Annotated in this window: 15 protein-coding genes; 4 read left to right on the top strand and 11 right to left on the bottom strand. The window is 55.1% G+C overall.

The genetic code is table 11. The features are described 5' to 3' along the window. Positions 1-116 precede the first annotated feature (116 nt). Positions 117-2408, top strand: a complete 2292-nt coding sequence (locus ABLV66_RS18565; RefSeq protein ID WP_348876273.1) for a type VI secretion system Vgr family protein — start codon at positions 117-119, stop codon at positions 2406-2408. Between the two features lie 8 nt (positions 2409-2416). Continuing rightward, the gene (locus ABLV66_RS18560; RefSeq protein WP_047077911.1) at positions 2417-2782 is read left to right on the top strand and encodes a hypothetical protein; all 366 of its coding nucleotides are present in this window, start codon (positions 2417-2419) and stop codon (positions 2780-2782) included. Positions 2783-2861: 79 nt separating this feature from the next. On the opposite strand, the gene ABLV66_RS18555 is transcribed toward ABLV66_RS18560, so the two are convergent. The 10 genes from ABLV66_RS18555 to ABLV66_RS18510 all read right to left on the bottom strand — a co-directional run bounded on the left by ABLV66_RS18555 (position 2862) and on the right by ABLV66_RS18510 (position 14237). Then, positions 2862-3893, bottom strand: a complete 1032-nt coding sequence (locus ABLV66_RS18555; protein ID WP_047049395.1) for a methionine synthase — start codon at positions 3891-3893, stop codon at positions 2862-2864. Between the two features lie 23 nt (positions 3894-3916). Continuing rightward, positions 3917-4897: a DUF1852 domain-containing protein gene (locus ABLV66_RS18550; protein WP_047049391.1), complete on the bottom strand. Its 981-nt coding sequence runs from the start codon at positions 4895-4897 to the stop codon at positions 3917-3919. Positions 4898-5171: 274 nt separating this feature from the next. After that, positions 5172-5957, bottom strand: a complete 786-nt coding sequence (locus tag ABLV66_RS18545) for an SDR family oxidoreductase (protein ID WP_045392837.1) — start codon at positions 5955-5957, stop codon at positions 5172-5174. A 199-nt stretch (positions 5958-6156) separates the two neighbouring features. Further along, on the bottom strand, positions 6157-6954 hold the full coding sequence (locus tag ABLV66_RS18540; protein ID WP_020079384.1) for an SDR family oxidoreductase: 798 nt from the start codon (positions 6952-6954) through the stop codon (positions 6157-6159). Between the two features lie 61 nt (positions 6955-7015). Continuing rightward, positions 7016-8083 (bottom strand): ABC transporter permease, encoded by a 1068-nt coding sequence (locus ABLV66_RS18535; protein WP_015367789.1) that lies wholly within the window; start codon positions 8081-8083, stop codon positions 7016-7018. A gap of 17 nt (positions 8084-8100) precedes the next feature. Then, entirely contained in the window at positions 8101-9645 is a 1545-nt protein-coding gene (locus ABLV66_RS18530; protein WP_045392839.1) for a sugar ABC transporter ATP-binding protein, read from the bottom strand. A gap of 1 nt (position 9646) precedes the next feature. Next, entirely contained in the window at positions 9647-10267 is a 621-nt protein-coding gene (locus tag ABLV66_RS18525) for a DUF2291 family protein (protein ID WP_063414694.1), read from the bottom strand. 43 nt (positions 10268-10310) lie between these two features. Then, positions 10311-11246, bottom strand: coding sequence for a D-ribose ABC transporter substrate-binding protein (locus ABLV66_RS18520; RefSeq protein WP_015367786.1), 936 nt, complete (start codon positions 11244-11246; stop codon positions 10311-10313). Between the two features lie 169 nt (positions 11247-11415). Next, positions 11416-12936: an FGGY family carbohydrate kinase gene (locus ABLV66_RS18515; protein WP_047077909.1), complete on the bottom strand. Its 1521-nt coding sequence runs from the start codon at positions 12934-12936 to the stop codon at positions 11416-11418. A gap of 350 nt (positions 12937-13286) precedes the next feature. Next, entirely contained in the window at positions 13287-14237 is a 951-nt protein-coding gene (locus ABLV66_RS18510; RefSeq protein WP_015367784.1) for a sugar-binding transcriptional regulator, read from the bottom strand. A 373-nt stretch (positions 14238-14610) separates the two neighbouring features. On the opposite strand from ABLV66_RS18510, the gene ABLV66_RS18505 reads away from it, so the two are divergent. Beyond that, positions 14611-15441 (top strand): transketolase, encoded by an 831-nt coding sequence (locus ABLV66_RS18505; protein WP_348876272.1) that lies wholly within the window; start codon positions 14611-14613, stop codon positions 15439-15441. Beyond that, the gene (locus ABLV66_RS18500; protein ID WP_348876271.1) at positions 15434-16375 is read left to right on the top strand and encodes a transketolase family protein; all 942 of its coding nucleotides are present in this window, start codon (positions 15434-15436) and stop codon (positions 16373-16375) included. Before ABLV66_RS18505 ends, ABLV66_RS18500 begins: the two co-directional genes overlap by 8 nt. 204 nt (positions 16376-16579) lie before the next feature. Here ABLV66_RS18500 and fepA read toward each other — a convergent pair whose 3' ends face one another. Further along, positions 16580-18808 carry a siderophore enterobactin receptor FepA gene (gene fepA, locus ABLV66_RS18495; RefSeq protein WP_348876270.1) on the bottom strand — a complete coding sequence of 743 codons (2229 nt, stop codon included), beginning with the start codon at positions 18806-18808 and terminating at the stop codon, positions 16580-16582. Positions 18809-18814 lie beyond the last annotated feature (6 nt).

The raw sequence follows: 18814 nt of genomic DNA, 5'->3' as shown, positions 1-18814 counted from the left end.
AATGTACTATTTGTGCTTAATTAAAATGTTTTATTTGTGTTATTACTGGTTGTCATATAGTCATGGGGGGATATCTACGCTTAAATATCATTATTTGCAAATAATGGAATGAAATAATGAGTCCTCCAGGATTGCTTCCAGGAGCGACAACGATATTTAACCGTATATCTGTTGAGCTTCCGATTGACGGACTTTCTTTCTGGAAATTGTCTGGAGATGCAGCAATTTCAACGCCATTTTCTTTTGAAGCCGTGTTGCTGGCGACGGATGCGCGTATCGATCGTAGCACCTTGCTGGGAGAGTCGGTTACGGTTGCTGTTCCTGTAAAAAACGCGTTAGAACCGCGATATTTTAATGGCAAAGTCACCGGGATTGGCGTGGGGGCGATAGAGCTGTCAGGGAACCGATATGCGGCTTATTCGCTGACGCTTGAATCAGATTTATGGCCGATGCAGCGCGATCGTAATTCGCGCATCTTTCAGGAAAAAACAGTTCCGCAGAATGTGGTCATGCTATTGGCTGAATACCAGGTAAATGTTGAAGATGCGCTGCTGGAACAATATCGTGTCTGGGATTACTGTGTTCAATATCAGGAAAGTAGTTTTGATTTTATCAGCCGCTTAATGGAGCACGAAGGTATTGCTTATTATTTTCGCCACGATCGTGATAAGCATACGCTGGTTCTGGTTGATGCCGCTGAAAGTTATCATTCGATTACTGGTTATGAAGACATTCCCTACCAGTGCACATCATTGCGTGGAAGTACGCCGGCCGAGGGCATCTCACGCTGGGCGATGCAGGATAACGTCACTCCGGGGCTATATAGCCTTGATGATTATGATTTTCGTAAACCGAATGCCTGGTTGCTGCAGGCGCGACAAAATCCGCTCTCCCCACGGCCGGGAAAAATTGATGTTTATGACTGGCCTGGCCGCTTTGTGGAGCATGAACAGGGGGCAAACTACGCCCGTCTTCGTCAACAGCGCTGGCAGGTGGAACAGCATAAAATTAACGCTGCCTCGACGGCGCCGGGCATTGTGCCTGGCGCGCGATTTCAATTAAGCAACGCGCCGTTCTTTGGTGACAATGGCGAATATCTTACCATCCAGGCGCATTATGAATTCGAGGAAAATCGTTACGCCAGTGGTGCTGATAATCAGGCCATTCAGCGCATTGATTTTGTCGTGATCCCGTCGTCTACCGTCTTCCGTCCGCCACTGGCGACACCCTGGCCGCGTACCTATGGTCCGCAGACAGCAAGAGTGGTGGGCCCTCGGGCTGAGAGTATCTGGACCGATAAATATGGGCGCGTAAAAGTGAAATTCCACTGGGATCGAGAAGGAAATAACGACGATAGCAGTTCCTGTTGGGTACGCGTATCGAGCGTCTGGGCAGGACAGGGGTTTGGCGGGATACAGATCCCGAGGGTCAATGATGAAGTGATCGTTGACTTTATTAACGGCGATCCCGACCGCCCAATAATTATCGGGCGCGTTTATAACGAATCTAGTTTACCGCCGTGGGCGCTACCGAACGAGGCCACGCGGATGGGGTTTATGACCCGTAGCAAAGATGGGCATAAAGATAATGCGAGCTATCTTTTCTTCGAAGATCGGGCGGGCAGCGAATCGGTTGATTTACACGCTGAAAGAGATATGAATATTTCAGTAGAGAACGATAAAACTGCGGCTATTGATGGCCACTATCTCACAAAAATAGGCAAAACGCAGACCCATGAAGTGATGGATGACGCCGTTTTTACTTATCTGTCCCGGCGTACCACCAGGGTTGAAAAAGCAGAAGAATCCATTTTTAACCAGGGTGAAACCAAGACAATCGCGAAGGGGAGAAAACTGGCCATCACCGACGGCGGCGATTTTTCACAGATTAACGGTGATGTGACGACCACCATTAATGGTACTGCCTGCACGACAATAAACATCGGCGATCGGTACCTGACCCTGGAAGATGGCAGCATGTGGCTGAAGGTTTCCGCGGGAGGACGGCACGTTGAAATCCACGACGGCGATGAATTAATAGTCCGTAGCGGCGGGCGTAAAAATACCATCATCGGCGGATTAACAACAACCGTAGCTGGAGGTTGGGCCCAAAAAGTGACTACCGGTGATATCGAGATATCGACCCCTGATACCATGATATTGCGAGGAGAAAAGAAAATTGACCTCCAGTGCCCGGATTATTTTGAATATAAAGCGGCGGCGATGTCGGTCAAACTTAATGATACCGCGCTGGCCCTAACAGAAATTAGCGTCAAAGGATTAAAATACGAAACTAATCCCGTGGTGTTTAAGTTTCGCGGCGGCGGGGCGCATTTTGAGATCAATGGTAATAGGCTGGAGTATAATTTATTGTCTTTGCAGACCGCACTATTAACAATCATTACATGAGAAATATAATGGAAAAATATTCAGGGATCATCATTCGTGGGCCCTTCTATGCCTTGATGGCTGCGGTTGTCTTCTGCTTTGCCCGAGGTTTTTTCTTCTACTGGCTGATTAAAAGGGATCCCGTAGCGACTCGCGCTAGTATCGTCTCTTATTATCCTAAAACACCGAACGATCGTGGCGAGGTGAGTATTGTATTAACGTACAGCTTTAGTGCCGGAGGTAAAATTTATAGCAAGGCCAATCAGTTTATGACTATTAATATGGTGGATCTCGATAAGGTTTATGTGGGAAAAGAGGTGCCCGTGATCTACTATCGGGCTAATCCGAAGTACAGTAAGTTAGATTATTATCATCAGGAGTTAAGACAGAGATGATAACCTTGTGGGGATAAATAACAGCAACCGGGTAGACCCGGCTACTATTTTAGTATCAGAGAGTAGAAATCGGTGAATACTATTTCGCCGCCAGCTCCCGGCGAATGATTTCCGCCCCGGCGCTTAGCGCATGCAGCTTACCGCTGGCGACCTGACGCGATAACGGCGCCATGCCGCAGTTGGTTGATGGATAGAGCTTGTCGGCGTCGACGAACTGCAGGGCTTTACGCAGCGTGCTGGCCACCTCTTCTGGCGTCTCAATGGCGTTGGTCGCCACATCGATTGCTCCGACCATCACTTTCTTACCGCGGATGAGCTCCAGCAGGTCCATCGGTACGCGCGAGTTGTGGCACTCCAGCGAAATAATATCGATAGAAGAGGTCTGCAGTTTCGGGAACGCCTCTTCATACTGGCGCCATTCGGAGCCGAGCGTTTTTTTCCAGTCGGTATTGGCCTTAATGCCGTAGCCATAGCAGATATGTACGGCGGTTTCGCATTTCAGCCCTTCAACGGCTTTTTCCAGCGCGGCGATCCCCCATTCATTGACTTCATCAAAGAAGACGTTAAAGGCGGGTTCATCAAACTGAATAATATCTACCCCGGCGGCTTCTAATTCCCGGGCTTCCTGGTTGAGAATTTTGGCAAATTCCCATGCCAGCTTTTCACGGCTTTTATAGTGATCGTCATACAGCGTATCGATCATGGTCATTGGCCCCGGCAGGGCCCATTTAATCGGTTTGTTGGTGAGTTGACGCAGATATTTCGCATCTTCGACAAACACCGGCTGCTGGCGCTCGACGGCGCTGACGACGGTCGGCACGCTGGCGTCATAGCGGTTGCGAATTCTCACCGTTTGCCGTTTCTCGAAATCGACGCCGCTGAGATGTTCAATAAAAGTGGTGACAAAGTGCTGACGCGTCTGCTCGCCATCGCTGACGATATCAATGCCTGCACGCAGCTGATCGTCGAGCGATAAACGCAGCGCATCGCGTTTGCCCAATACTAACTCTTCATTCTGTAATTTCCACGGTGACCACAGCGTTTCGGGCTGCGCCAGCCAGGTCGGTTTCGGTAAACTGCCTGCGGTGGATGTCGGGAGCAATGTTTTCATACAGGTGACCTTTATTTTATGATTTAGAGAGCGTAATGAGCTGACCATTGCTCAAGAATATGCTGGTACGGCTTAATAAACTGTTGTTCGGTAAATTTGCCCTGTTCAATCGCCAGGCGGCTGCGCTCTTCGCGGTCATAGACAATCCGGGTAAACGAATGATCCTGATTATTCAGGTTCGGCTGATAGCACTGCCCGGCCGCGGAGTTGGCGTTGTAAATTTCCGGGCGATAAATCTTCTGGAACGTTTCCATGGTGCTAATGGTACTAGCAAGCTCAAGGTTGCTGTAATCGCTAAGCAGATCCCCCGCGCAGAAGAAGGCCAGCGGCGCTACGCTATTGGCCGGCATAAAGTAACGCACCTGCAGACCCATCTTATTGAAATAGGCTTCGGTGAGGGCCACGCCATCCTGCTGGTATTCGACGCCGAGAATAGGGTGCTGATTACCGGTCCGGCGGTAGGTATGCTTATTGGATACGCTCAGGCAGATGACCGGCGATTTTTTAAAACATTCATGGTATTCGGCAGAGTGCGTGAAGTGCTTGAAGATATTGCCATGCAGAACGCCATAATCTTCCGGCACGCTGAAGGTTGCCTTGTCTTTATTATATTCCGGCAGTAATACGCTAAAATCATAATCGCGCACATAAGAGGAAAAGTTATTTCCTACAATGCCTTCGCTACGCGTATTGGTGGCTTTATCGATAATATTGGTTTGCAGAATCTCAATCACCGGGAATGCCGCATTCTGGCCGTTAGCGGTTATATTCATCTCGACTGAGATAATATCGAGTTCGACGGAATAACGGTCGCCGTGCGGATTATCCCACTGCACCAGGTTATTAAAGCGATTATCAATCATCGTCAGCGTGTTGCGCAGGTTCTGCTGACGGTTTTCGCCCCGCGCCAGGTTGGCAAAATTGGTGGTAATACGCGTATTTTTCGCCGGGTTATAGTGTTCATCAAAACGACTGCGTTTAATCGTAAAGGTAAAGTCTGTCATCGTCTCTTTCCACCCTGGGTTCTGATATAAAAATGCAGGTATTTCACATTCCCAGAATGACCTTGCGATTTATCTGGATTTATTATTCAGTAGCATTCATATTGTCTGCAGTTGCTGAAGACTATTTTTGCCAGAGTCATTGAGTGAGTGAAAGAGAGTTAATTTCAATACGGCATGAGCCATCTTCATGATCCGTCATGCGCTCTGCGTAGACGTGCAAGAGTGGAATGAAATAGCCCCGGCTTAGGCATCGTTAGCCGGGGCAAGACCGGTTTTACCAGCAGATAAACCCGCCATCGACCACCAGATCCACGCCGGTGCAGAATGAGGCGGCGTCGCTGGCGAGGAACAGCGCCGGGCCGGCCATCTCTTCAACCTTCGCCATGCGCTGCATCGGGGTCTGGCTTTCAAACTCGCGGGTCTGATGCACCATCTCCGGGCGGGTATTCATCGGCGTGGCGGTATAGCCGGGGCTGATGGCGTTGACGCGGATCCCTTTATCAACCCACTCCATGGCCAGGCTTTTCGACAGGTGGATAACGCCGGCTTTCGAACAGTTGTAATGCGCCTGATCGAGGCCGCGGTTAACGATAATCCCCGACATCGAGGCGATATTAATAATCGACCCGCCGCCAGACTCCTGCATTAATTCCGCTTCTGCTTTGCAGGAGTTCCAAACGCCAGTGAGGTTGATGTCGATAACCCGCTGCCACTGCTCGCTTTCCATCTCCAGGGCCGGATTGGCGTTGGCGATACCGGCGGCGTTAACGGCGATATCGAGGCGGCCAAAGCGGCTTTTGGCCAGCGCAACGGCGGCGCGCAGGTCGGCAAGCTGGCGGACATCGCCGGTATAAGAACAGGCCTGGCCGCCGATGGATTCAATATGGCCGACCGTTTCCGCCAGCCCGCCGTCGTCGCGAAGATCAAAACAGACCACTCGCGCGCCGGCGCTGGCGAGCGCGCAGGCGATGGTTTGGCCGATGCCGCTGCCGGCGCCGGTCACGAAAGCGACGCGCTCCTGCAGGTTAAACAGCTGCTGTGCAAAGTCTTTGCCGATCATAGTGATTACTCTCTTCAGTATAGTGTCGAACGTCGGGGTCCCGGTTTCCCGGATGGCGGCGCGTAGCGCCTTATCCGGGCTACCCTTCGGCGGTATTACGTAGCCCCGGTAAGCAAAGCGCCACCGGGGGCCTTCCCGGAGTGGTGGCGCCAATGCGGGATGCCTTATTCGGGCGATAGGGCCCGCTAACCTCGGGGGATTACGACATAATTAAACCGCCATCGATATTAATGGTCTGCCCGGTGAGGTAGCGTGCGTCGTCGGAGGCGAGGAAGGCCACCAGCCCGGCCACGTCTTCCGGCTTACCGGCACGCTTCATCGGGATCCCTTCGACCCATTCCGCCATCAGTTCGCCCTTGCCGTAGCGCTTCTGCTCGGTGCTGAGAATTTCTCCCCACACGCGATCGTTGTAATCCCACATTTCACTCTCAATGATGCCGGGGCAGAAGGCGTTGACGGTGATGTTCCACGGCGCCAGTTCGTGCGCCAGGCTTTGGGTAATACCGATCACGCCCATTTTGCTGGCGGCGTAGTGCGGCGTGTAGATAAAGCCCTGACGCCCCTGGCCGGAAGAGGTATTAATCAGGCTGCCGTGGTTCTGTTTCACCATATATTTAGCGGCCTCGCGGCAGCACAGCCACACGCCGGTGGTGTTAACCGCGAGCACTTTTTCAAAATCGGCTTTTGGCATCCGATCGTAGTAATCGATGGTGATCACCCCGGCGTTCTGAATGGAGACGTCAATGGCGCCGAAGCGCGCGGCGGCCTGCTCATACAGCGACTGTACCTGCGCTTCGTCAGTCACATCGACCTGCAGCGATAAAATATCCGCCTGATAGCGCTGACGCAGGGTTTCGGCGGTCTCGTGAACGCGCTCGGCGTTGGAGACCATCACCAGATTAGCGCCGTCGCGGGCAAAGCGCTCCGCAATACCTGCGCCGATGCCGCGGCAAGCGCCGGTGATAACTACCGTTTTATTATGGAAATCTCGTTGCATATTTTTTCCCTTTCGATAAGCCGGGCACCGGGCCCGGCGGAATACGTGAATACGGTTGCGATTAGCTGGAGGTGGCGCCGTTCGGGGGGATGGCGGCCAGCTTCTCTTCGTGGCGGCGCATCAGAATGACTTTGTTCTGCAGCTTCTGCTGGAACTGGTCGACGACAACGGCGGTGACGATCACCAGGCCCTTAATGACCATCTGCCAGAAGTCGCTAACTCCCATCATCACCATGCCGTCGGCGAGGAAGACGATCACGAAGGCGCCGATAATCGAGCCGGTCACCCGACCGCGGCCTCCTGCCAGCGCGGTTCCGCCGAGCACGGTGGCGCCGATGGCGTCCATCTCAAACATGTTGCCGGTCATCGGGTGGGCGGTTTGTAGCTGAGAGGCGACGATCAAGCCGACGAAGGCGGCGCACAGGCCGGAGAAGGCGTAGACGAAAATTTTGGCTTTGACGATCGGTACGCCGGCGAGGCGAGCGGCGGATTCGTTGCCGCCGATAGCGTAGATGTAGCGACCAAGCGGCGTTTTGGTCGTCAGCCAGTAGCCCAGTACCAGGAAGCCGATCATCAACCAGATCGGCAGATAAACGCCAAGCAGCGTACCGGAGCCCAGCGTGGCGAAACCGGTATTGCCCAGCGCTTCCATGCCGTTGAGGTTCGGGTAGGTGCTGCCGTTGTTAAACAGCAGGGCCGAGCCGCGGGCGACGTACATCATCCCTAAGGTGCAGATGAACGGCGCGACGCCGAAGCGGGTAATCACCGCGCCGTTAACCAGCCCTACCAGCACGCCGAAGACCGCGACGCAAAGGATGACCTCCGGGACGTTAAAGAAGATGATATCGCCGTTCCATAGCGGTAGCCCGTTGGTCAGCAGCGCGCCCGCGACCATCCCGCAGATACCTGCCACCGCGCCGACGGACAGGTCAATGCCGCCGGTGAGGATCACCAGCGTCATACCGATGGCCAACAGGCCGGTAATCGCCACGTGCTGGGTCATGATCAGCAGGTTAGAGGCGGTCAGGAAGTTCGGTACCATCACGCTGAAGAATGCGATCACCAGCAGCAGGGCGATGAAGGTTCTGGCCTTCAGCAGGTACATATAAATCATATATTTCTGGTTCATGATGGATTCCAGCCTGATTAATCTTGAGGTGTTGAAGCCGCGATTAACTTTTCGCGGGTCACCGCATGGCGCGGTAAATCGGCGGTAATGCGGCCATCGGCCATCACCAGGATGCGGTCGGCCAGCGCCATCACTTCATCCAGCTCCGAAGAGGAGAACATGACCGCCAGCCCCTGCTGGGCCATTTTGCCGATCAGGTGATAGACGTCGGTTTTCGCGCCGACGTCGATGCCGCGCGTCGGTTCATCAAGGAACACCACCTGCGGCTGGGTCATCAGCGCCTTACCCAGCACCACTTTTTGTTGGTTGCCGCCGCTCAGCGAGGTGATGGGTAAATTGGCGTCGCTTACTTTGATCGCCAGTTGCTGAATCATCTCTTTTACGCAGAACTCCTCTTTCTGCGGATTCAGCCAGCGCCAGGCGCGGCGGAAACCCTGCAGGCTAAAATCAGAGAGCGTCATGTTGGATTGAATCGACATCATCTGCACCACGCCTTCGCCCTGACGGTCTTCCGGCACCAGCGCCAGCCCCTTTTTCAGGCGATGTTGAAAGCGAGATTTACCGATGCTTTCGCCGTTAAGATGTACCTCGCCGCTCTGGCAGGGCATCAGGCCGACCAGCCCTTTAAACAGCTCGGTGCGCCCGGCGCCCAGCAGGCCGTAAATACCGATCACTTCGCCCTTGCTGAGGGTGAAGGTGACATCATTGAGTTTGTAGCCGCCGCTCGGATGCAGCGCGGTCAGCCCCTTGACCTCAAGCACCGCGTTGCCTTTTGGCGCGGGCTGATAATCAAAGTGCTTTTTCTTGTCTCCGACCATCTGCTCGATGATCCACGGCACGCTGGCGTCGCTGACGTTACGCTCGCTGATAAAGCGGCCGTCGCGGAAAATGGTGATGTTGTCGCCAATCTCCATCAGCTCTTCGAGGCGATGCGAAATGTAGATAATGGTGACGCCGCGGCGCTTAAGCTGCTCGATAACCTTAAACAGCACTTTGACTTCTGACTGGCTCAGCGCCGAGGTGGGTTCATCCATAATCAGCACGCGGGTGTCTTTCGATAGCGCGCGGGCGATTTCAACCAGCTGCTGATGACCAATCCCCAGTTCGCCCAGCTGCGTGTAGGGATCGACGTCGAGCTCCAGCCGCTCCAGTAGCGATTTGGCTAACGCATATTGATATTTTTCGTTGATGCGTCCTTTCTGAAAGAATTCATTAGCCATGAATATGTTGTCCATCACATTCATATTGGGGAATAAATTCAGTTCCTGAAAAATAATACTGATGCCTAATTTCTCTGCCTGGTGGGTAGAGTTTAAAGTCACCGCTTCGCCATCGAGAATAATTTGACCGGAGGAGGGCGTTTCCACGCCGGCAAGCATTTTCATCATGGTGGATTTACCCGCACCATTTTCTCCGATCAGAACGTTAACCTTATTTCGATAGACCCGGTAATTCACGTTATCCAGCGCGGTCACGCCGGGATAAATGCGCGAAAGGCCGCGGGTTTCGATAATCACTTCAGATTCGACTGGTTGGGGAGCGACGATATCTTGCGGCGTCATATTATTGTCCCCCCGGATGAACGATTTTCGCCGGGGTGATTTCCGGAATAGTTTGTGGAATATCCCAGGCTGAGAAGACGCCATACACTTCTACGTTGTCGCCGGTTTTCAGGTTGGCCGCCTGAATCATTTTGACCGCCTGACTATTAATATTTTTGCTGTATTCGCCAAACAGCACCTGGTCGTTAAAGTCCTGGTAGCTGGCGCCGCGGTAACCGTCGCGCAGCAGGGTGCCGCGCAGAGTAGGGCCAATCTGCACCAGCACATTACCGATGCTGCCATCGGCGAGAGTCATCTTGCCGCTGCGCGAGGCGCTATCCAGCTTGCTGACGGCGCCCGCCACCTTGACGTAAAAGATGCACGGGTTTTCGTCCTGGGCGCGGTAGCCCAGCGCTTTGCAGGCGCTATCGATATCTTTTTGCGCCTTCAGCGCGCTCATCAACTCCGCCGCCGGGCGGGCGTTGGCGACCACCTGCGGCACGATGCTCTGCTGCCAGGTTTTATCGATGTTCGCCATATGCGGATTGGGCGGGGATTTCAGGTCTGCCAGCTCCTGCTGCGAGACGATGCGGCAGCCGCCAAGCGCCAGAACGGCCAGCGCCAGACAGGTTTTCTTATACATAATGCTCTCCTCTGCGCCCCCGCAGGGGCGCAACCACCCGAACTCAGGACTTGATATTGAAGTCCTGAACTTTATCTGCGTTATCCTGGGTAATCAGAATGCCGCGGAACATCACGCGCTGCTTCGCCGGCTTTTCGCCTTTTTGCAGGTAGTTATCGAGATCAGTAACGCCCTGGGCGGCGATGGCCTGCGCCTGGAGCATCACGGTCGCCTGTAGCGTGCCTGCCTTCACCGCATCGCGTTCGTCGTTGCTACCGTCGATGCCGACGACAATCACATCGTTACGATTGGCCGCTTTCAGCGCCGCGATGGCGCCAAGAGCCACCGGGCCGTTACCGCAGATCACCCCTTTGACATCCGGGTGAGCCTGCAGAATGCTATCCATAATGCGTTTGCCGTCGATCAGGGTGCCTTTGGCATCCTGTTTTGCCACGCTGACCATATCCGGGTACTGGTCAATCACCTGGTGGAAGGATTTAGAACGGGTGACGCAGTTATTATCGGCGAGGTTGCAGGTCAGTTCGGCGTATTTGCCTTTTTCCGCCATTTTCTCAACAAATACGTTGGCGACTTCTGAACCGGCCTGGAAGTTATTGTGGGTAATTTGTTCCAGCGCGACATCATCAACCGGAATTTCACGGTTAATTAAGACCACCGGAATACCCGCTTTTTTGGCTTTTTCAATGGCGGCGACGCTGGCGGTGGAGTCGGCATTATCGAGAATAATTCCCTGCACCTTTTTACCAATGGCGGTATCAATCAGCTCATTTTGCTTTTTGACATCTTCGCCATGCGAAAGCACGGTCGTTTTATAGCCGAGGGCTTGCGCTTTTTCGCTGGCGCCTTTGGCTTCCGAGGCGTAATAAGGGTTATCCAGCGAGTTAACCATTATCATAATGGTGCCTTTTTCGGCGCTATGCGCGGCAAAGGAAAAGGCGGTCAGGGTCGCAGCGGTTAAAAGAGTTAAACGTAATTTCATGACTCTGTTCCTGTATTTTTATATTCGAACAAATGATCCCTGAGCGGGCAGGGTTTACGGTCTGAAATTTCCCCAGAATAAATTCGGGGGTTGCGATACATCGTTATGGGCCGGGGTTCTCCTGTAGTGGGTTAATAAGGTTCGTCGCCCAATCTGACGCCGATGGGCATCAGGCCGGCGAATCCGGTTTCCATAATGTTCTGTTTACCGCATGGCGCCACTCCTGCCAGCGCTGCTGTAGGCGCTGGTGGCGGGCCATGTCGGGTTGAAAAGCGCTGTGTTCGGTTAAGAAGGCTTGCAGGTCGGCGGTTTCACCGGGAGTGAGGGCTTTTCGCGCCAGCAGCGCCGCGCCGATGGCGGACAGTTCCGGGATATCGCTGCGCATCACCGGGCAGCCGAGCAGGTCGGCCTGGTATTGCATCAGCCAGTCGTTGTTGGTTGGACCGCCGTCGACCATTAATGCCGTCAGGGTGAATTCAGCGTGCTGGCGCATCGCCGCCACCACGTCGGCGATTTGATAGGTAATGGATTCCAGCGCCGCGCGGATCAGGTGCGCGCGCTTGACCCCGCGGCTAAGGCCGCAGATTACCCCGCGGGCGCTGTCGTCCCACCAGGGCGCGCCGAGCCCGGTTAGCGCCGGTACGAAGTAGACCCCTAAAGTCGAATCGACGGAGGCGGGCAGGGTATTCAGCTCATGGGCCAGGTCGGCTGCGGAGAGTTCGCTCAGTCCGGTGCTGTCCGCCATCCATGCTACCGCATCGCCGGTATGGGGGATGTTGCCTTCCAGTCCCCACACCAGCTGGTCGCCATCGTGCCAGGCGACGGTGGTCGCCAGGGCGGCAATATCGCACTGGGCCGATTGGACCGGCGCCATCACCGAGGAGCCGGTACCGTAGGTGGCTTTCACACAGCCAGCTTCGCCAAGGGCGTGGCCGAATAGCGCGGCGTGGGAGTCGCCAATCATCGCCATCACCGGGATACCGTCGGGGATCGCCGCCAGCCCTTTGGTGTAGCCGAACAGCCCGCTCGACGGTTTAATCTCCGGCAGCGCCGCGCGCGGAATACCAAACAGCGTCAGCATCTCCTCATCCCACTCGCCGCGGTGCAGATTCAGCAATTGGGTGCGGGCAGCGTTGGAGTAATCGCAGAAGAAAGATTGTCCGCCGGTTAAATTCCACAGCAGCCAGCTGTCGATAGTGCCGAGGCAAATCTCGCCGCGCGCGGCAAGCTGATAACCATCGGGAGTGGCATCCAGCAGCCAGCGCATTTTGGAGGCGGAAAACAGCGGCGCAATCGGCAGGCCGGTGGCGTGCTTAATGCGCTGCTCCTGACGATCGCGACGCAGCGTGTCGCAGAAAGCGGCGCTGCGGGTACATTGCCATGTGATGGCGGCGTTAATCGGTTCGCCGCTGGCGCGATACCAGCCGATGGCGGTTTCGCGTTGATTACTGATAGCCAGCGCCGCGACGTTTTCCGCACCGACGTGTGCCACCGCTTTGGCGATCACCGCCAGCGAGGCCGCCATCAGCGCCTCGCCGGATTGTTCCACCCAACCTTCGCGCGGGGTTTGGATCGCCAGCGGCTGCGAGAACTTGACGCTAACCTTGCCTTTGCCGTCCAGCACCACGGCTTTCGCGTTGGTGGTGCCTTCATCCAGCGCAATGATGAACTCTTTGGCTGTCGCCTGCATATGATGCTCTCCTCGGTCACACATTGTCCTGGAACGGCGGAAACAGAGATGGTCTCCGGCCATTGCATGCGTCTATGCAGGCCATGATGTGACATATCGTTATCGTTTTTTTAATCACTGAATATATATTCGATAGTGATTATTTATTTGATACCTTAAGCCACAAACCCGGTGATGGGCTACCTGAAAAATCATCAATTGTGCTGGCAATCACATTTCGCAGATTGGGAATATGACACGAAGGTGGGGAAGTGAGTGGTTTAATTTGTTGAATTATAATGAGTTATTTTGCAATCCCTGTTGCTGAAAAAACAGCCTCAGGGATTGACGAGGCATAAAACTGCGGAGGATTAGTCGCTAACCAGCAGTCTGGCGGTGGGGTAATCGGTGATTAAAACATCGATATAGCCGCCGGTAAGCGCGCCTTTTATTGCCGCGACTTTGTCGGTGCCGCCGGCCAGCGCGACCACGTTCGGACATTTTTTGACTTTCTCCAGCGCCATGCCGATCACCGGATCTTCATCTTCGCGTAACACCGGCTGGCCGTATTTGTCATAGTAGTGCAGGCAGATATCGCCAACCGCGCCCCGCGCCGCCAGCACCTGCAGCATATCTTCGTGATAATAGTTACCCGACGTTTTCAGCAACTGGGAAGGTTCGAGAATGCCAATGCCGACAATGGCGATATCGACCTCGTCAAAGCGTGAAACCACATCGGCGACATCTTTGCTGGCCAGCAGGCGGTTGCGCTCTTCCATGGAACCTTCGATGCTTTGCGACGGCAGCAGCCAGGCATCGCAGTTAAGACGCTGGGCCAGCGTCTGGGTGAGGATCGTCGCCTGCACGTTGCCGTTGGGCCCGACGCCGCCAAGCAGTTGGATGACGCCGCTGGCCTTCAGGTTTTGCGCGTGGACCTCATCAACCATCGCGCGGATGGTTGAGCTCCATGAAGAGACGCCAATCAGATCTTTTGGCCGCAGGCGGGTTTCCAGGTAGTGCGCGGCGGCTGAGCCAATCGCCCGCTTGATGGTATGGTCGCTGGCCTCTTCTTCGGTATCGACCACCACCGCCTGTTTAAGCCCGTAGCGATCCTCAAGCCCCTTTTCGAGATTGAGGAAGATATTTGATGGCTGTACGACGCTGATTTTGACAACGCCCTCTTTTTGGCAGCGGGTAATCGCGCGAGAGACAAATGACTGAGACAGCGAGAGAAGTTGGGCGATATCAGACTGCTTTCGTCCTTCCAGATAGTAAAGCGTGGCAATCTTCACCAATAGCCGTTGTTCATCCTGCTTAGCCATATTAATCCTCGAAAATCATTTATCGCCTTTCTTCAGGCGTTTAGCTGCAGCCATTATCGTAGTGACTTTTATCATACGCGAAAAAAAATCACACTTAAGTGTGATGATGGTCAAATTTTTACCACTCATCAAAATCGGCTATGGACAAAAACAAAACAGTCAGGCCATAATCGAATAAAGAATCATCATTGAATATATATTCAAGTCGGTTTTGAGTCAACGAGTTTATCCGGGCTTCGCCTGGAGCGGGAGGCAGAATGTTCCTGAGTATGGCGCTGGGGCGGAAGGCTAACCACCGGCATGGGGATATCTGGTTTTTTTAGTCCCTGACGGAATAAATATTCCATATTGAAAATAAATTCAGAGGTATTAAATGAATCCCTACAGATTTGATGTCCAGACGCTTGAGCGCAAAGCGCGCGCCGTGCGCCGCCACATTGTCCGCTTAAACGCCAATAGTCCGGCTGGCGGGCACACCGGGGCCGACCTGTCGCAGGTCGAGCTGTTAACCGCGCTCTACTTCCGTGTGCTCAATGCGGCGCCCGATCGGCTGGACGACCCGCAGCGCGATATCTATATCCAGTCGAAAGGCCATGCGGTGGGCTGCTACTACTGCGTCCTGGCGGAAGCCGGTTTCTTCCCGATCGATTGGCTGGAGACCTACCAGCATGCGAACTCGCATCTTCCCGGCCATCCGGTGCGGCAGAAAACGCCGGGCATTGAGCTGAACACCGGCGCGCTGGGCCACGGTTTGCCCGTTGCGGTGGGGCTGGCGCTGGCCGCGAAGAAAAGCAACAGCTCCCGGCGCATCTTTTTAATCACCGGCGACGGCGAACTGGCGGAAGGCAGTAACTGGGAGGCGGCGCTGGCGGCGGCCCATTATGGCCTCGATAACCTGGTCATTATTAATGATAAGAACAATCTTCAGCTGGCCGGGCCAACCCGCGAAATTATGAATACCGATCCGCTGGCCGATAAATGGCGCGCCTTCGGCATGGAGGTCAGCGAATGCGAGGGCAACGATATGGCCTCGGTGGTCGCGGCTCTCGAAGGGCTACAGCAGAACGGTAAACCTAACGTCATTATTGCCAACACCACGAAGGGCGCGGGCATCTCCTTTATCCAGGGGCGCCCGGAGTGGCACCACCGGGTGCCGAAAGGCGAGGAAATCGCACTGGCGCTGGAGGAACTGAAAGATGAGTAATGCAGAACACCTGGCGAACGTGATGGTCGAGGCGTTTATCGCCGCGGTGGAAAAGGGCGTCGATCTGGTGCCGGTGGTCGCGGACTCCACCTCAACGGCCAAGATCGCTCCCTTTATTAAGCAGTTCCCAGGACGGCTGGTTAACGTCGGTATCGCCGAGCAGAGCATGGTCGGCACCGCCGCGGGGCTGGCGCTCGGCGGTAAAGTGGCGGTAACCTGTAACGCCGCGCCGTTCCTTGTCTCTCGCGCCAACGAGCAGATTAAAGTTGATGTCTGCTACAACAACACCAACGTCAAGCTCTTTGGCCTCAACGCCGGCGCCAGCTATGGCCCATTGGCCAGTACCCACCATGCCATTGACGATCTGGCGGTAATGCGCGGTTTCGGCAATATCCAGATTTTCGCCCCCTCCACGCCGCGCGAATGTCGGCAGATTATCGACTACGCCCTGGCGTATCAGGGGCCGGTTTATATTCGTCTGGATGGCAAGGCGCTGCCGGAGTTGCATGACGAAGCGTACCGTTTTGTGCCCGGCGCGGTGCTGACCCTGCGCGAAGGCGCAGCGGTGGCGCTGGTGGCGACCGGTTCAACGGTGCACGAAGCGGTGGAGGCGGCGCAGCAGCTTGCCGACCTCGGCATTGAGGCGAAAGTGGTTAGCGTGCCGTCGATTCGTCCCTGCGATACCGCGGCGCTGCTGGCGGCACTGCAGTCATGCCGTTCAGTTATTACCGTCGAAGAACATAACGTCAATGGCGGGCTGGGGAGCCTGGTCGCCGAAGTGCTGGCGGAAGCGGGGAAAGGGATTGCCTTGCAGCGTCTGGGGATCCCGGATGGCGAATATGCGGCGGCCGCCGATCGCGGCTGGCTGCGTCAACATCACGGTTTTGACGCGGCGTCGATTGTCGCGCGAGTACAGAAGTCAGTACGGGGTTGAAGCACAACGCCCTCCATGGGGAGGGCGTCAGACTGCTGACAAACGTGCTTAAAAGTGAATGAGGGTTCTTTTTCTCCCTCTCCCTCCCAGGGAGAGGGCCGGGGTGAGGGGGATAACGAGCTGACTAATGAGCAGATTTCCCCCTCTTCCTAACCCTCACCCAAAGGGGCGAGGGGAGCGTCCGTGCTCTTTGAGGGGGTGTCATCAGAAGTGGGTGTTGACGCTCATATACCAGGTACGACCGGATTCGTTATAGGTTTCAGCGCCAGCGCCGTACATACTCCCTTTGTCGCCGCCGGTCGTTTGGGCGTTACCCGCGCGCCAGTGGCGCTTGTCGAAGACGTTATCCACGCCGCCGGTCAGGCTGACGTTTTTGGTCACGTCCCAGGTCGCGCTCAGGCCGAGAATGCTATACGGGCTGACCTCGTTCTTCTCGCTGCCGGTAACTGGCTGGCCTTTGTAGTTGTACTTCTTCGGTTCCTGCTTGCCGTACCAGGTGAAGGTCGATTGCACAGAAACGTCCTGATAAACCTGCCAGCTCAGCGTCGAGTTCAGCGTGTATTCCGGAATAATCGACAGGCGATCGCCGGTCTCTTTGTTCTTACTCTGCAGCATGTAGGTGATGTTGTTGGTCCAGTTCACCGTCTCGCTGACCGGCACGTTCAACGTGCCTTCCAGCCCTTCAACTACCGCTTTCGGCACGTTTTCCCACTGGTACAGGTCGGTACCTTTATTGTTTTGATAGACCGGGGCATATCCCGCTTCAATCTTGTTGCGGTAGTCGTTACGGAACCAGGTGACGCCCGCCAGCCAGCCGTCGCGTTTGAACTCGAGGCCAATCTCTTTGTTGATGCTGGTCTCGGCTTTTAAGTCGTCATTCCCTTGCAGATAGCAGCCTTCTTTACTGGCGTAGCAGCCCTGACCTTTACTGTAGAGAATATAGTTGGGGTTGGTCTGATACAGGCTCGGCGCTTTATAGGCGCGGGCGATACCCATTTTCAGGGTAAAGTCGTCGCCCAGACCCTGCGACAGGTTCAACGACGGGCTCCAGTTATTACCGACAATACTGTGGTGATCGAAACGCAGCGCCGGCGTCAGCATGGTGGTATCGGTCACTTCCATGTTGTTCTCGGCGAACAGGGAGAAGATTTCCGCTTTCGAATACGGGCTGCGGCCGGTGCTGTCGTAGCCCGGAATTTCGCCGCCAGACAGAGCCTGAGTATTGGAGGCGTTGTCCTTCATGCGCTGCTGGTTCCATTCGGTACCCAGCGTCAGGTTCTGGTTAACCCACAGGTCGAACGGAATATTGACTTCGCTGTGCAGCATCACGTCCGACAGGTCGATATCGGTAAACTGGTTGCTGCTGAAGATCCCCTCGGTGCCGCCCGCCAGACCTTCGCCTTTACGCGAGTTGCGGGTGTGTTCGTACTGCGCCCAGTTGCTGGTGGTCACGCCGTTATCCCAGCCGCCGTTCCAGGTCACGGAGTAAGTATTGCGATAGAGTCGGTTGGTCTCTTTACCGTAGTTCTCTTTCACCAGATCGTTGCTGTTGGTGTTTTGCGTATCACCGGCGTAGAGGTTGCCCTGGCGGCTATAGCCGGCTTCAAACTCCAGCGACTGCATCGGCGCGAAATCCCAGCGCACCACGCCGTTGATGTTTTTGTTTTCTACCCCTTCACGCCCGGCGGGTAGGGTATCGGCGTAAATGCCGGTGCGTTCAGACTGGTGGCCCTGGTTGATATCCCAGGCGTCAGCCTGGGTTTTATCGAGGTTGCCGTACATGCGGAAGCTGAAATCGCCGCCCAGCGGGCCGCTGAGGCTAAAGTCGGTACGCTTGGTCGCGCCTTCGTCTTTATGCTCCGGCATGTTCATGTAGGCGTTCCACGAACCATGCCACTGGTTGTCGAATTTTTTAGTAATGATATTGACCACGCCGCCTGCCGCGCCGTTGCCGTAGCGCGCCGCCGCCGGGCCGCGGATAACGTCAATACGTTCGATCATTTCCGGCGGTACCCAGCTGGTATCGCCGCGGGTGTCGCGCTCGCCGCGCCAGCCGAGACGAATGGAGTTACGGCTGGTCACGGGCTTACCGTCAATCAGGATTAAGGTGTTTTCCGGGCCCATGCCGCGAATATCAATCTGGCGATTGTTGCCGCGCTGGCCGCTGGTGGAGTTGCCGGTCAGGTTGACGCCCGGCATGGTACGGATGATTTCAGAGACGTCGCGGGCCGGCGGACGTTTGCGAATTTCATCGGCGGTAATGGTCGAAACGCCCGGCGCCTGCAGGTTTTGCACTTCGGCGGTGACGACCATCGTTTCTTCACCGGCGGTTTGTTTACTGTCGGTGGTTTCTTCTGCCGCGCACAGCGGGAATGCCACCCCGTAGATACCCAGATTGACCATTAAGGCCAGGGACTTAATCCTGTTATTCATTGTAAG

The organism is Klebsiella sp. CN_Kp073, assembly GCF_040065495.2.
GTDB classification, from domain to species: Bacteria; Pseudomonadota; Gammaproteobacteria; order Enterobacterales; family Enterobacteriaceae; genus Klebsiella; species Klebsiella aerogenes.
This window is presented reverse-complemented; position numbering and strand designations above follow the sequence as displayed.